13 protein-coding genes and 1 pseudogene are annotated in these 14,161 nt (G+C 60.6%); 7 read left to right on the forward strand and 7 right to left on the reverse strand.

Features of this window, described 5'->3' with window-relative positions:
* Positions 1-166: 166 nt before the first annotated feature.
* On the forward strand, positions 167-1,468 hold the full coding sequence (locus tag ACA059_RS27650; protein WP_497631696.1) for an MFS transporter: 1,302 nt from the start codon (positions 167-169) through the stop codon (positions 1,466-1,468).
* Between the two features lie 45 nt (positions 1,469-1,513).
* Here ACA059_RS27650 and ACA059_RS27655 read toward each other — a convergent pair whose 3' ends face one another.
* From ACA059_RS27655 to ACA059_RS27670, 4 genes are all read right to left on the reverse strand, one after another.
* Entirely contained in the window at positions 1,514-2,392 is an 879-nt protein-coding gene (locus ACA059_RS27655) for a DMT family transporter (protein WP_497631698.1), read from the reverse strand.
* A gap of 43 nt (positions 2,393-2,435) precedes the next feature.
* Positions 2,436-3,257: a sugar phosphate isomerase/epimerase family protein gene (locus ACA059_RS27660; RefSeq protein ID WP_497631699.1), complete on the reverse strand. Its 822-nt coding sequence runs from the start codon at positions 3,255-3,257 to the stop codon at positions 2,436-2,438.
* A 2-nt stretch (positions 3,258-3,259) separates the two neighbouring features.
* Entirely contained in the window at positions 3,260-4,315 is a 1,056-nt protein-coding gene (locus ACA059_RS27665) for a Gfo/Idh/MocA family protein (protein WP_497631700.1), read from the reverse strand.
* Between the two features lie 170 nt (positions 4,316-4,485).
* Positions 4,486-5,262 carry an IclR family transcriptional regulator gene (locus tag ACA059_RS27670; RefSeq protein ID WP_497631701.1) on the reverse strand — a complete coding sequence of 259 codons (777 nt, stop codon included), beginning with the start codon at positions 5,260-5,262 and terminating at the stop codon, positions 4,486-4,488.
* Positions 5,263-5,439: 177 nt separating this feature from the next.
* On the opposite strand from ACA059_RS27670, the gene ACA059_RS27675 reads away from it, so the two are divergent.
* The 4 genes and pseudogenes from ACA059_RS27675 (at position 5,440) to ACA059_RS27690 (ending at position 9,316) form a co-directional block, all read left to right on the forward strand.
* On the forward strand, positions 5,440-7,176 hold the full coding sequence (locus ACA059_RS27675; RefSeq protein ID WP_497631702.1) for an FAD-dependent oxidoreductase: 1,737 nt from the start codon (positions 5,440-5,442) through the stop codon (positions 7,174-7,176).
* Positions 7,164-7,250, forward strand: a pseudogene (locus ACA059_RS27680) (aldo/keto reductase); the annotation flags it as partial. The gene ACA059_RS27675 and the pseudogene ACA059_RS27680, both read left to right, overlap by 13 nt.
* A gap of 215 nt (positions 7,251-7,465) precedes the next feature.
* Entirely contained in the window at positions 7,466-8,359 is an 894-nt protein-coding gene (gene ypfJ / locus ACA059_RS27685) for a KPN_02809 family neutral zinc metallopeptidase (protein WP_497631704.1), read from the forward strand.
* On the forward strand, positions 8,360-9,316 hold the full coding sequence (locus tag ACA059_RS27690) for an alpha/beta fold hydrolase (RefSeq protein WP_497631705.1): 957 nt from the start codon (positions 8,360-8,362) through the stop codon (positions 9,314-9,316).
* 93 nt (positions 9,317-9,409) lie between these two features.
* Here the strand turns inward: ACA059_RS27690 and ACA059_RS27695 are convergent, their stop codons facing one another.
* The 3 genes from ACA059_RS27695 to ACA059_RS27705 form a co-directional block, all read right to left on the reverse strand.
* Positions 9,410-10,003: an HAD family hydrolase gene (locus tag ACA059_RS27695; protein WP_497631707.1), complete on the reverse strand. Its 594-nt coding sequence runs from the start codon at positions 10,001-10,003 to the stop codon at positions 9,410-9,412.
* On the reverse strand, positions 10,000-10,869 hold the full coding sequence (gene tesB, locus ACA059_RS27700) for an acyl-CoA thioesterase II (protein ID WP_415771568.1): 870 nt from the start codon (positions 10,867-10,869) through the stop codon (positions 10,000-10,002). Before tesB ends, ACA059_RS27695 begins: the two co-directional genes overlap by 4 nt.
* 103 nt (positions 10,870-10,972) lie before the next feature.
* Positions 10,973-11,542, reverse strand: coding sequence for a GNAT family N-acetyltransferase (locus tag ACA059_RS27705; RefSeq protein ID WP_497631708.1), 570 nt, complete (start codon positions 11,540-11,542; stop codon positions 10,973-10,975).
* 85 nt (positions 11,543-11,627) lie between these two features.
* On the opposite strand from ACA059_RS27705, the gene ACA059_RS27710 reads away from it, so the two are divergent.
* Together ACA059_RS27710 and ACA059_RS27715 are read left to right on the forward strand one after the other, a co-directional pair.
* Complete coding sequence (locus tag ACA059_RS27710; protein ID WP_497631709.1) at positions 11,628-12,548, forward strand: histone deacetylase family protein; 921 nt, start codon at positions 11,628-11,630, stop codon at positions 12,546-12,548.
* Between the two features lie 282 nt (positions 12,549-12,830).
* Positions 12,831-14,072, forward strand: a complete 1,242-nt coding sequence (locus tag ACA059_RS27715) for a TIGR03862 family flavoprotein (RefSeq protein WP_497631710.1) — start codon at positions 12,831-12,833, stop codon at positions 14,070-14,072.
* Positions 14,073-14,161: the final 89 nt, after the last annotated feature.

The following is a 14,161-nucleotide window of genomic DNA, read 5'->3' on the forward strand; positions in this document are numbered from 1 at the left end:
TGGCCCTTGGCGAATTGACGATTTTTCGTCCACTGCCCACCATCCACTACACATTGAGTCCGGTCACAAACATCGGTCTCGGTTACCAAAGACCCAGAACACCACATAAAAATAATCGGTGGACTACATGACTCCTTCTCAAAGCTCTTCCGTGGAGCGTTCCTCCATGACTCCTGCCACTGGCGGTATCGGCGACAAGATCCGCGGCGCCATGGCCGTCGGCAAAACCCGTTGGGGCATGCTGGCGCTGGTGTTCTTCGCCACCACCCTGAACTACATTGACCGCGCCGCACTGGGCGTCATGCAGCCTATCCTCGCCAAGGAAATGAGCTGGACGGCGATGGACTACGCCAACATCAACTTCTGGTTCCAGGTCGGCTACGCCATCGGTTTCGTGCTGCAAGGCCAGTTGATCGATCGGGTCGGCGTCAAGCGGGTGTTCTTCTTCGCCGTGCTGCTCTGGAGCCTGGCGACCGGCGCTCATGGCCTGGCCACTTCGGCCGTTGGCTTCATGGTCTGCCGATTCATACTGGGTCTGACGGAAGCCGCCAACTACCCGGCGTGCGTGAAGACCACCCGGTTGTGGTTCCCGGCCGGCGAACGCGCCGTGGCCACCGGCATCTTCAACGCCGGAACCAACGTCGGTGCAATGTTCACCCCCATGTTGTTGCCGCTGATCCTGCATGTCTGGGGCTGGCAGGCTGCCTTCCTGTGCATGTCGGCATTGGGCGGGATCTGGTTGCTGTTCTGGGGCTTGAAGTACTTCAACCCGGAAGATCACCCGAGCGTTAAACAATCGGAACTGGATTACATCCAGAAGGAAGTAGAGCCGGAACAATCCCGCGTACCGTTCTCGAAAATCCTGCGCATGCGTGGCACCTGGGCCTTCGCCCTGGCTTACGCGATCACCGCACCGGTGTTCTGGTTCTACCTCTACTGGCTGCCGCCGTTCCTCAATCAGCAATACAACCTGGGGATCAACGTGACCCAGATGGGTATCCCGCTGATCATCATCTACCTCACTGCCGATTTCGGCAGCGTCGGCGGCGGGATCCTGTCCTCGTTCCTGATTGGCCGCGGCGTCAACCCGATCAAGGCGCGGCTGATGTCCATGCTCCTGTTCGCCTGCTGCATCGTCGGCGTGATCATGGCGGCGGGGTCGAGCAGTCTGTGGGTCGCCGTGTTCGCCATCTCCCTGGCCATCGGTGCGCACCAGGCCTGGACCGCGAACATCTGGAGCCTGGTGATGGACTACACGCCTAAACACATGATGAGTACGGTGTTCGGCTTCGGTGGCATGTGCGCGGCCATCGGCGGGATGTTCATGACCCAGTTGGTCGGCCACATTCTGACGATCACCAATAACAACTACACCGTGCTGTTCACCATGATTCCGGCGATGTACTTCATCGCGCTGATCTGGATGTACTTCATGGCACCGCGCAAGATTCCGACCGTCACCCCGTAAAACCCCTCCCCCGGCAGGCCTGATTCCAGGCCTGCCCTGCTTCTCTCACCGACGACTCTGCTGCCAGGCTGCTGCCAACCCGCTGCAACAAATCACCGCGATTCCGACCACGGTGGTCAGGGTCGGCGTGTGAGAAAACAGCAACCAGCCCAGCAAACCGGCAAAGACAATCTGGCAATAACCGAACGGCGCCAACAATGCAGGGGCGGCGTGGCGGAAGGCTTGTGTCAGAAACAGGTGAGCCGTCATCCCGCAGGCGCCCAGCGCCACCATCATCAATCCATGGCCCAGGCTGGGTACTTGCCAGAAGAATGGCACCAGAGCGCTCATCACCAGTGTGTTGCACAGCCCAGCGAAGAAGTTGCTGGTGGTCGGGCTGTCGATGTTGCTGAGCTTGCGGGTGAGCAACTGATAGAAGCAGAAAAACAGCGCCGAGCAGAGCGGCAGCAACACCGCCGGGGTAAAGAGTTCTCCGCCGGGATGGACGATGATCAATACGCCGATGAATCCGCAAATCACCGCAATCCACTGGCCACGCGTGACGTGCTCGCGCAGCAGTGGCACCGACAGCGCAGTCACCAGAACCGGCGCAAGAAAGTTGACCGCCGTGGCTTCGGCCAAGGGGATGTACTGCAAGCCGGTGGTGAAAAACAGACTGGTACCCAACAGACACAACGCCCGCAGCAGCTGAAGTAACGGCCGTTTGGTCCGTAGGACACCCAGCCCGGATTGCGGCAGGAAAATCCCGGCCATCAGTAAGGTGTGAACCAGATAACGGGCCCAGACCACCATGACGATCGGGTAGAAGCCCGAGAGGTATTTCGAAAAGGCGTCGTGACTGGAAAACAGGAAGGTCGCAACGACGATCAGCAGAATCCCTTTGAAGGGTTGGTTTACGCCGGAGAGCGGAGTGCTGACGGTCATTCGGTATCCCTTGTGTTTTGCATCAACTGTTTAAAAACATCCCTTACAGCCGCGCTAACAACTCACGGGTTTTACTCAACGCCATCCGCGCCCGCTGCAACCCGCTCACGCCCTGCTCAAGCAACTTCACGGTGGGGATCTCCAGGCTCAACGGAATATCGGCCGGCAAACACTGCAACAACCCCGCCAGATCACAATCGCCATCGCCCGGAAAACGCCGCTCGTTACGGGCCTGGCGCAGAATCTCCGCCATGTCCGTCGGCCGTGGCCCGGCAACGTCGCACAACTGTGCATACCGTAACCGTGACGGCGCAACCCTGGCCAGATCTTCCAGCCGCGAAGCCGAACGGTCGAAGTGAAACGCGTCCACCAACACCGCGCCGTTTTCACGCCCCGCGTTTTCGACGATGCGCACCGCCTGTTCGAGATTGTGCGCATTGGTCCACGGCATGAATTCCAAATGCGGATGAAGCCCGTAAGGTGCCGCCAGATCACACAGCCGAGCGAAGTTGTCGGTGAGCCGCTGTTCGTCAGAATCGTTACCGGCCACCAGCAATTCACTGGCACCGAATTCGGCACCGACCGCCAGAATCTTCTCGAAATCGGCGACGACGGTTTCCGGTTTAAGACGCAGTATTTCGACATCCAGCACACGAATGCCGGTATCGCGCAGCCGCGCCAAGGTCCTGCGCCGTAACCCGACATCGGCGACCAGCGCAAAGTGGTGTTCTTCAGGCGTCGCAGGCTCCAACCGTAATCCGACATGACTGTAACCGGCCTGTACCGCCACTTCGACCATCTCGGGCGGTGACAATTCCAGCACCGTCAGGCTGGCCAGGGAAAAGACCCAATCGTTCCTGTTCATGCTCAACCCTCGATCAAGGTCGGTGCGCAAGCACGGCCGGTTTCGGCGGCCTCGCGTATCGCTTCAATCAGCGCCAACGTGCGGGTGGCATCGGCAACGCTCACCAACGGCTCGACTTCTCGACGCGCCACGCGCACGAAATGCTGCAACTGCAAACGCAGCGCGTCATCGGCGCTGAAGTTTTCCTGCACCGGCAGCAACGGTTGATGCCATCCCCCATCGGGGTCGGCGTAGTGCCAACGCTTAAGTTGCGGAATGCTCAATGCACCGCCGGTCCCGGCCAGCAGATAACACGGTTGATCGGCCTGACGTGGGTACACCGGGTTTTCCCCGGAATCCAGCTCCCAGCTCCAGGGCGCCGCGACCGCATCCGAACCGGTCAGGCTACCCAGCGCGCCGCTGTCGAATTGCAGCAACACCGCCGCGCAATCTTCGTTGGCAAACCCGCGCACCGCATTGCTGGTGATCGCCTGAACCTGCCGCACTTCGCCACACAAATGCCGGAGCAGATCGAGGTCGTGAATCAGGTTGGTCAGCAACATTCCCGCACCGGGTTCGCGACGCCAGGGCGTCTCGAAATAGCTGTCGGGTTTACGCAATTGCCAGAGCGCGGTCACCGTCGTCAGCCGGCCCAACGCGCCGCTTTGCACCAGTTCATGGGCGCGGACGATCAGCGGGTTGTGCCGGCGATGATGACCGACCAGCACAGGAACGCCCGTGGCTTTCGAAGCGGCGACCAGTTCGCGGACTTCGTCCATGTGCACGCCCACCGGTTTTTCCAGCAGGACCGGCACGCCGACAGCGAGGCAATCGAGTGCGGTGCTGACGTGCAGCGTATTCGGGTTGGCGACGATCACCGCGTCTGGTTTCACCTGCTCCAACATCTGACGGTGATCAGCGAAATACACCACGCCCCATTGCGCAGCGAGGCCCACTGCTTGCGGACCCGGATCGGCCACTGCGCACAAGGTCGCTTCCGTCAGAGTTTGCAGATGCTGGTAATGCTGCTGGCCCATATTGCCAGCCCCGATCAGGGCAATACGCAGGGGTGAACTCATCGTGCGGTCCTCTTGTGATTATTCTTGGAAGGGCGAATTCCAATAATTTAGAACCTGGTTCCAGATTCTCACACAAGCAAACCGCAAAAGTGTGCGAACAACGCACAGGATCAAAAGATCGCAGCCTTCGGCAGCTCCTACACTGCCGCAGGCTGCGATCTTTTAGACCGTCAAGTGAACAACTCTGAAGCCAGGCTCGCAGCCGACAGCTCCTCGGTAAACTTCAACAACAGCGGCGCCAACTCATGCAGTCGCGCCCCCGGCATCCGTGCGCTGGGCCCGGCGATGCTCAGCACACCGATGACTCGACCATCACTCGGATGTCGCACCACCGCAGCAATCGCCGAGGTGCCCACCGCCGAACTTTCCTCGACCCAGGCATAACCCTGCTCCCGCGCCATACGCAGGCGTTCCAGCAATTCGATGTTGGAACGCGGTGCATTCGGCCCAAGGTCCTTTGGCCGCTCGCCACCCTGCCGTTCGACCAGGGACAGCGCCTCGGCATCGCTCATACATGCCAGCCACGCATGCCCCGACGCGGTGTAAAACAAAGGCGCATCACGGCCCATGTCCGGGTCGTAACGCAGGCCGGAACGGGCGCCCTGGGATTTGGCGATCCAGATCTGCCGCTCACCTTCAATCACCCCAAGCCGCACCAGCTCGCCGGTTTCCTGGGCGAGGCGATCAAGCACCGGCTGGACAATATCCGCGCCGCTGCCCGACAGGTAACGGAAACCCATGGCCACCAGTTTGGTCGACAGGTGATACCGCAGGTTCTCCGGATTCTGTCGCACATAACCCAGCCGAATCAGCTCGGCGAGCAACCGGTGGGTCGCGCTTTTGGGAATATCCAGTTGCTCCGCCAGCGTCTGCATCGGCAGGCCCCGAGGGTCACTGGTGAGGCTTTCAAGCACGCTGAAAACACGTTCGATCTGACTGCCGGCCATGGGAGGTTCCACACAAAATTTGTCCGATTCTAGAAGACAACCGACCGAATGCGAAATCTGGAACCCTCTGTCCGATTACCGCCCGCTTTACCCGGTGAAAGGTTGCCGAGTTCGATTACGCTCCTATATTTTCTGGAATCAAATTCTAAAAAATACAAACCGTTGGAGCTTCAAACGATGCCTGCCGAATCAAAAAATCTCCCGGATATCGACTGCGACGTGCTCATCGTCGGCTCCGGTGCGGCTGGGCTATCGACTGCAGTGACCGCGGCGTGGCACGGCTTGAAAGTCATCGTGGTCGAAAAAGATCCGGTGTTCGGCGGCGCCACGGCGTGGTCCGGTGGTTGGGCTTGGGTGCCTTGCAACCCTCTGGCTCGGCGCGCCGGAATCGTCGAAGACGTCGAGCAACCGCGCACTTACCTGAAACACGAATTGGGCGAACGTTACGAGCCGGCCATGATCGATGCTTTCCTCGAATCCGGGCCGCGGATGGTGGCGTTCTTCGAACAGCACACCTCGCTGCAATTCGCCGACGGCAATGCCATTGCCGATATTCATGGCGATACACCGGGCGCCGGCACGGGAGGACGCTCGGTCATCGCGGCGCCTTACGATGGGCGAAAAGTCGGCAAGCTGCTCAAGCGTCTTCGCAAAACAATGCGGGAAACTTCGTTCATGGGCATGCCGATCATGGCAGGTGCGGACCTCTCGGCATTTCTCAATCTGACGCGCTCACTGTCGGCAGCCTGGCACGTGACACGGCGCTTTTCGCGGCACCTGCTCGACCTCGCTGTTCATGGTCGGGCGATGCAACTGGTCAACGGTGTCGCGCTGGTGGCTCGGTTGGCAAAATCCGCCGAAGACCTCGGCGTATGGCTCTGGGAGTCGGCCCCCGTTACCGAGCTGCTGCGCGATGGCGATCAGGTCCGAGGCGCGGTGGTCAGCACCGCCAAAGGCAAGGTCCGCATCCATGCACGCAAGGCCGTGGTGCTGGCGGCCGGCGGTTTTGCCAATGACATCGAGCGGCGCAAGGCATTGTTTCCTCGTACGCCAACCGGGCACGAACACCTGGCGTTGCCCCCCCTCGGCGTCTGCGGCGATGGCTTGCGACTGGGCGAAAGCGCCGGCGCGCGGGTGAACACCGATCTGGCGTCGCCCGTCGCCTGGGCACCGGTTTCGCAAGTGCCACACAAGGACGGCAGCATCGGCCACTTCCCGCACATCATCGAGCGCGGCAAACCGGGGATCATCGGCGTGTTGGGCAACGGTCAGCGCTTCGTCAACGAAGCCAACGGCTACTACGACTATGTAACGGCCATGGTCGCCGCCGCTCCGAAGGGCGAAGCGGTCGCCTCCTGGCTGGTCTGCACGCATGGCTTTCAACGGCGTTATGGCCTGGGTATCTCTCGGCCGTTTCCGCTGCCGCTGTCATCCTTTATCCGTAGTGGCTATCTGAAAACCGGCAACACCCTTGAGGAATTGGCCGAGGCCTGCGGCATCGACCCGAACGGTTTGCGCAGCACTGTGTCCGAATACAACCGGCACGCACGCAATGGTGAAGACCCGCTGTTTGGGCGCGGCTCAACGCCTTACAACCGCAAACAGGGTGATGCGTTGCAGCAACCCAACCCTTGCGTCGCCCCGATCGAACAAGGCCCGTTCTATGCTGTGAAGGTTCAGCCCGGCTGCTTCGGCACCTTCGCCGGCCTCAAGGTCAATCAACACGCCCAGGTTCTCGGTGAATCGGGCGAAGCCATCACCGGGTTGTACGCAGCAGGCAGTGACATGGCCAGCATCATGGGCGGGCACTACCCCGCCGGCGGCATCAATCTTGGCCCGGCGCTGACCTTCGGCTACATCGCCGCGCGACATATCGCAGGTATTACCGCTTACGAACAGGAGATCGAACGCTGATCGCCGGTTTGTCCAAGCGCGAACGCCAGGTCAATCCAGACTTTGCGCCGGTGTGGGATGCGTTCGACCAGTGATTCCCTCGAAGCAGGCGGTCGCCTGCTCGATAAAAACCCGTCGCCTGAAGGAATTAGATGGGTTGTCCGTGTTCAATACGAGTCTGGAAGACTCCCGGCCACCCACCACAGGTTGCCGGGAAGGCTGCTGTGCGCAACAAAAGATGGACGACTGGACTGGCGCCGCTCCCACTCAGCAGCAACACTCATCCCACGGACAATCAGAGGGTTCCCACATGCTATGGAAAAAAGGCCGACGCAGCGACAACGTGGTCGATGCCCGTGGAGATGATGTCGGCGGTGGCGGTGGCGGGATGCGCTTCGGTGGCGGCAAGGGTCTGAGCCTGACGGCGATTATATTGATCGTCGGGATCGGCTGGATCACCGGCCAGGACCCGATGCAAATCCTCGGGCAACTGACCGGGCAGATGAGTGAGCAATCGGCACCGGCCCCGACGCAAACCCGCAAGGCACCGCCGGCCACTGACGAAGGAGCCGAGTTCGTACGCTCGATCCTCGGCGATACCGAGGACACCTGGGGTCAGATTTTCCAGCAGGCCGGTCGTCAATATAAGGACCCGACCCTGGTGCTGTTCAGCGGCCGCGTCAACTCGGCCTGCGGTCTGGCAAGTTCGGCGACCGGCCCGTTCTATTGCCCGGCGGACCAGAAGGTCTACTTGGACATGAGTTTCTTCCAGGAAATGTCCCAGCGTTTTTCCGCCGCGGGCGACTTCGCTCAGGCCTACGTGATCGCTCACGAAATCGGACACCATGTGCAGACCTTGCTCGGTGTTTCCGCGAAAATTCAGACCGCCCGCCAACAGGGCCGGCAGATGGAAGGCGACGGCGGTTTGCTGGTACGCCAGGAACTGCAGGCCGATTGCCTGGCCGGAGTCTGGGCCAACAACGCGCAGAAACGGCTGAACTGGCTGGAACCCGGTGACATCGAAGAAGCCTTGAACGCCGCCAACGCCATCGGCGATGACCGCTTGCAACAGCAAGGTCAGGGCCGTGTGGTGCCGGATTCATTTACTCATGGTACGTCGGCGCAAAGGGTGCGCTGGTTCAAAACCGGATTCGCGCAAGGCCAGGTCGGCCAGTGCGATACCTTTGCAGCGAAAAACCTATAAATGAATAAGTGGCTGTTAGCTCTACTGATCACCTGCGCAAGCGCCCAGGCTGCCGAGCATGCGGTCAAGGAGGTCAGCCCCGGACGCCTGCTGCTGACTGCAGGTGAAATCGCGGTGGGCATCGGCCCGGCGCCGAAGAAAATCGAACGCGTGCTGATCATCATCCATGGTCGATTGCGCAATGCCGATACCTATCGCCAGAGCGCCGTGCGCGCGGCCGAACAGGCCGGGCAAAGCGCGAGCACCTTGGTGCTCGCCCCGCAATTTCTCAATGAAACCGACATCGCGACCCATCCCGTGGCTGACAGCGTATTGCGCTGGCAGGGCAATGACTGGATGGCGGGCGGTTTATCCACCGCTCCGTTTTCCCTGAGCTCCTACGCGGCGCTCGACGAAATCATCGCCCGAATCGGCGATCGAAAACAGTTTCCGGACGTGAAGCAAATTGTCATTGCCGGTCACTCCGGCGGCGCTCAGGTGGTGCAGCGATACGCGTTGCTGGGCCACGACCAGCCGGCGCTCAAGGCGGCCGACATACAGGTGCGTTACGTCATCGCCAATCCATCTTCTTATGCGTACTTCGATGAGCGACGGCCGGTGGCGTTCAAACACGCCGGTTGCCCGAATTTCAATCGCTGGAAATATGGACTGGCGGATTTACCCGCCTATGCCGAAGGGCAAACCGCCAAGCAGCTGGAGGAAAACTACGTCAAACGCGATGTCGTTTATCTACTCGGGCAGCAGGACAGCGACCCGAAGCAGCCGGCGCTGGATAAAAGCTGTGAGGCCCAAGCTCAGGGAGCCAATCGATTGGCTCGCGGGCGCAATTATTTTGCTTATCTGAAGCGGCTGCATCCTCAAGGTTTGAATCAGCAGCTGATTGAAGTGCCCGGGGTCGGGCATAACGGGGATGGGATGTTTAACTCGCCGCAGGGGCAGAAGGCGTTGTTTCAATAACCGTCAAAAGATCGCAGCCTTCGGCAGCTCCTACAGGTATACGCGATTCCACTGTAGGAGCTGCCGAAGGCTGCGATCTTTTGATCTCGAATCTCAAGCCGAAAGCATTTCCCGCAACGCCACGCAATCGGCGGCATGCCAATCCGCCAACTCAGGCCACGGATTATCCGGCAGGTTCACCAACACCGTCCGCGCACCTGCCGCCCGACCGCAATCCAGATCAAAGCGGTAGTCACCGACCATCACCATCTCACTGGCCGGGACATTCCAGGCCTGGGCCAACTTCAGCAAACCACCGGGATGCGGTTTTGGCGGTGCTTCATCACGGCCCAGCACATCCTCCACCGCAAAGCAGTCGGCCAGGCCGATCGCCTCCAGCGTGACGTGCGCCAGTTCGCGAGCATTGCGCGTGAGAATGCCCAGGCGATAACCGCGCCCGGCCAGCTCATGCACCAGCTCTACCGCGCCCGGTGCTGCTTTCGAACCGAGCGCCAGGTCCCGTTCGTGTTCCAGCAACCATGCATGTTTGGCTGCTGCTTCATCGGCCGGCAGCGCGGCGAGGTGGGTCAGGATGTCGTCTTCGGCAGGAATCGCCAACGCCACGCGGATCGCCGCGAAGTCATGCACGGCCACCGTCAGGGTGCCGTCCATGTCGAACACCCAGTGCCGCACCTCGGCCAGGCTCATGCCCAATCCTTGCGGTGGCGAATCAGGCCTTCCTGCGTGACCGAAGCCACCAGTTGCCCGGCGCGGTTGAATACGCTGCCGCGGGAGAAGCCGCGCGAGTTGCCCGCCCAAGGACTGTCCATCGCATACAGCAACCAATCATCGGCACGTAGATCCTGATGGAACCACAGCGCGTGATCGAGGCTGGCGACCTGCATGTCTTTCTGCCAGACCGACTTGCCGTGAGGTTGCATCGACGTGGTCAACAGACCGAAATCCGAAGCGTAGGCCAGCAAGTATTTATGCAGCGCCGGAGAATCGGCCAAGGCACCGTCGGCGCGAAACCAGACGTATTTGATCGGATCGGACGGTTGCGGGTTGTAGGGATCTTTCTCGGTGATCGGTCGGAACTCGATCGGTTTCGGGCACAGAAATTTTTCGCGCATGTGCTCGGGAATCAGGTGCGCGCGCTGTTGAGTGAGTTCCAGCTCCGACGGCAGGTTTTCCGGGCCGACCACAATCGGCATCTCGGCCTGGTGCTGGAAGCCTTCTTCGTCGTACTGGAACGACGCACTGCAGGTGAAAATCGGGTTGCCCTTCTGGATCGCCGTCACTCGACGCGTACTGAAACTGCCGCCGTCGCGCACCCGGTCAACCTGATACACCACGGGCAGCGCGGAATCGCCCGGACGCAGGAAATAACCGTGCATCGAATGCACATGGCGCGCTTCTTCGACCGTCTGACTGGCCGCCGACAGGGACTGACCGATCACCTGACCACCGAACAGCTGACGAAAACCCAGGTCCTGGCTGCGGCCACGGAACAGGTTTTCTTCGATTGGTTCCAGGGTCAGCAGGTCAACCAGATCATCCAACACTTGGCTCATTCAGACTCTCCTCACACAACGCATGCCGCGCAGTCTTGGCTGCGACGGTCGATTCAATTTCTGGCCAGGGCCCATGGGAGCCATTGTAAACGTCCGTGCCGGCTTATCCATGCAAGGTTTGCAGCCATTGTTCACGGGTGATGCGGTACAGCGCATGGTGACGCAGGGGATGATCGGCCGCGAGCATCGGGTGGTCGAAATCATCGGCTGAATCATGGTGCATGCCGATTGCCTGCATGACTTTCTGCGACGGCATGTTGGTTTCGGTGGTGAAGGACACCACTTCTTTCAGCGCCAACCGGTCAAACCCGCAGCGCAGAGCGGTCCACGCCGCTTCACTGGCGTAGCCAAGGCCCCAGTGCTCGCGGGCCAGGCGCCAGCCGATTTCGGTGGCCGGGGTAAAACGCGCGTCGAAGCCAACCACGGCGAGCCCGGTAAAACCGATAAATGCCCCGGTGTCCTTGCGCTCCAGCGCCCAGAGACCGAAGCCATGCTCGGCAAAATGGCCACGAATCCGTCCGATCAGCGAAGCACTTTCCAGGCGACTCAAGGGCGCCGGAAAATATCGCATCACCTGTGGATCGGCGCACATCGCCGCAAACTCCGGCAAATCCTCATCGCTCCACTGCCGCAACAACAGTCGCGCGCTCTCGAGTTCCAGTATCGGTTCCATCGTGCCCCCCGTTCCCATGCCGCAAGTCTACATCGCTGGTAGGATCCTTCACTCATTCCTACCTACCGTCCTGTATAAATCAGCCATGCCCCTGCCCCTGATCTACCACGAAGACTACAGTCCCGAGTTCCCGGCGGATCACCGCTTCCCCATGGACAAGTTTCGCCTGCTGCGCGATCACCTGGTGGACAGCGGACTGACCCGGGACGCTGACCTGCTGCGCCCCGACCTCTGCCCGCCAGAGATTCTCGCGCTCGCACATGACCCTGCGTATATCGAACGCTACATGGGCGGCGAGTTGTCCCGCGAAGACCAGCGGCGCCTCGGCCTGCCGTGGAGCGAAGCCCTGGCCCGGCGCACGGTGCGTGCGGTTGGCGGCTCGCTGCTGGCGGCCGAGCAGGCGCTGGAACATGGTTTGGCTTGTCACCTGGCTGGCGGCACCCATCACGCTCACTACGACCATCCTGCCGGGTTCTGCATCTTCAATGACCTGGCGGTGATCAGCCATTTCCTGCTGGAAAGCGGCCGTGTGAATCGGGTGCTGATCTTCGACTGCGATGTGCATCAGGGCGACGGGACTGCACGGATTCTGCACAACACCCCGGACGCCGTGACCGTTTCCCTGCACTGCGAGAAGAACTTTCCCGCACGCAAAGCCGAAAGTGACTGGGACATTCCACTGCCCAAGGGCATGGGCGATGCCGATTACCTGAAAGTGGTGGACGATGCGCTCAATTATTTGCTGCCGCTCTATCAACCTGACCTGGTGTTGTACGACGCCGGTGTCGATGTGCATAAAGATGACGCGCTCGGCTACCTGAAGCTGACAGACGAAGGCGTCGCCGCCAGGGATGAAAGTGTGATGCGCCATTGCCTGGGCCGGGATATTCCGGTGGTCGGGGTAATCGGCGGCGGCTACAGCAAGGACCGCAAGGCGTTGGCGCGCCGTCATGGAATCCTGCATCACAGTGCGCAACGGGTCTGGCAGTCATCAGGTTGTCATTGAGGTGTGGGTCTTTACCCACAATGTCTGTGGAACTGCCTGTGGATAACCTGAGTGAAAGGTCCTACAGGCCATGCTGCATATAGCTTGCAAAGGGGTGGTTGTTTTTTGATCAGCTGTTTGAAACAACATCGTTCCAATGTGGGAGCGAGCTTGCTCGCGATAGCGGCGGCACATCCAGCAATTGAAGTGACTGTCGGACCGCTATCGCGAGCAAGCTCGCTCCCACACTAAATCTGTGCTGATAGAATGCCCGCCCTACTCCGCCAGACCGCAGCGCACTCCATGACTCAGCCTTCGACCGCCCTCTCCCCCCATGTTGCCATCATCGGCGGCGGCCCCGCCGGTTTGATGGCGGCCGAAGTGCTGAGCCAGGCCGGGATCAAGGTCGACCTGTACGACGGCATGCCTTCAGTGGGGCGAAAATTCCTGCTGGCCGGCGTGGGTGGTATGAACATCACCCATTCCGAAGCCTACCCGGCATTTCTCTCACGCTACGCCGAACGCGCACCGCAGATTGCACCGCTGTTGCGAAGTTTCGGCGCCGAAGCCTTGTGCCAATGGATTCATGACCTGGGCATCGAAACCTTTGTCGGTAGTTCCGGCCGAGTCTTTCCTACAGACATGAAAGCCGCCCCCCTGTTGCGTGCATGGCTCAAACGCCTGCGTGACAGCGGCGTCGTTATCCACACCCGACACCGCTGGTTCGGCTGGGATGACAGCAGTGGATTGCGCATCGACAGCCCCGAGGGCGAAAAAACCGTCAAGCCTGACGCAACGTTACTGGCCCTCGGCGGCGGCAGCTGGTCGCGCCTCGGTTCGGACGGCGCCTGGATGCTGCCACTGGAACAACGCGGCGTAGGACTCGCGCTGCTGCAATCGAGTAATTGCGGCTTCGAGGTGCAGGCCTGGAGCGAGTTGATGGTCAGCAAATTCGCCGGCGCACCGCTGAAAAACATCGCCATCGGCCTCAACGACGACGTGCCGCGGCTCGGGGAATGTGTGATCACGGCGACCGGGATTGAAGGCAGTTTGATCTACGCTTTGTCGGCGCCGATCCGCGAAGCCATCAATCAGCACGCCTCGGCGACCATTCACCTGGACCTGTTGCCGGGCAGGCCTGTGGATAAAGTGCAGGCTGCGCTGAGCAAACCGCGTGGGTCACGCTCCATGGCTAAACATCTGCACAGCCAGCTCGGGATCGATGGTGTGAAAGCGGCGTTGCTGCGCGAACTCACGCCAGCCGAAAGCTTCGCTGATCCAGCGCTGCTGGCCAAAGCGATCAAGGCGCTTCCACTGACACTGGTGAAAACCCGCCCACTGGACGAGGCCATCAGCAGCGCCGGTGGCGTGATGTTCGAGTCGATGGATGAACGTTTGATGCTCAAGCAACTGCCCGGCGTGTTCTGCGCGGGGGAAATGCTGGATTGGGAAGCGCCGACGGGCGGCTATCTGCTGACCGCGTGTTTCGCCAGTGGGCGAGCGGCGGGGTTGGGGATGGTGGAGTGGTTGAAACACAAGGGCTGAGGACCGAGGCGCGGCCATCGCGAGCAAGCTCGCTCCCACACTAATCGCATTCTTTCTGAAAGAACTCGGTCGAATGTGGGAGCGAGCTT

It is taken from the genome of Pseudomonas sp. LBUM1647, from assembly GCF_059716175.1.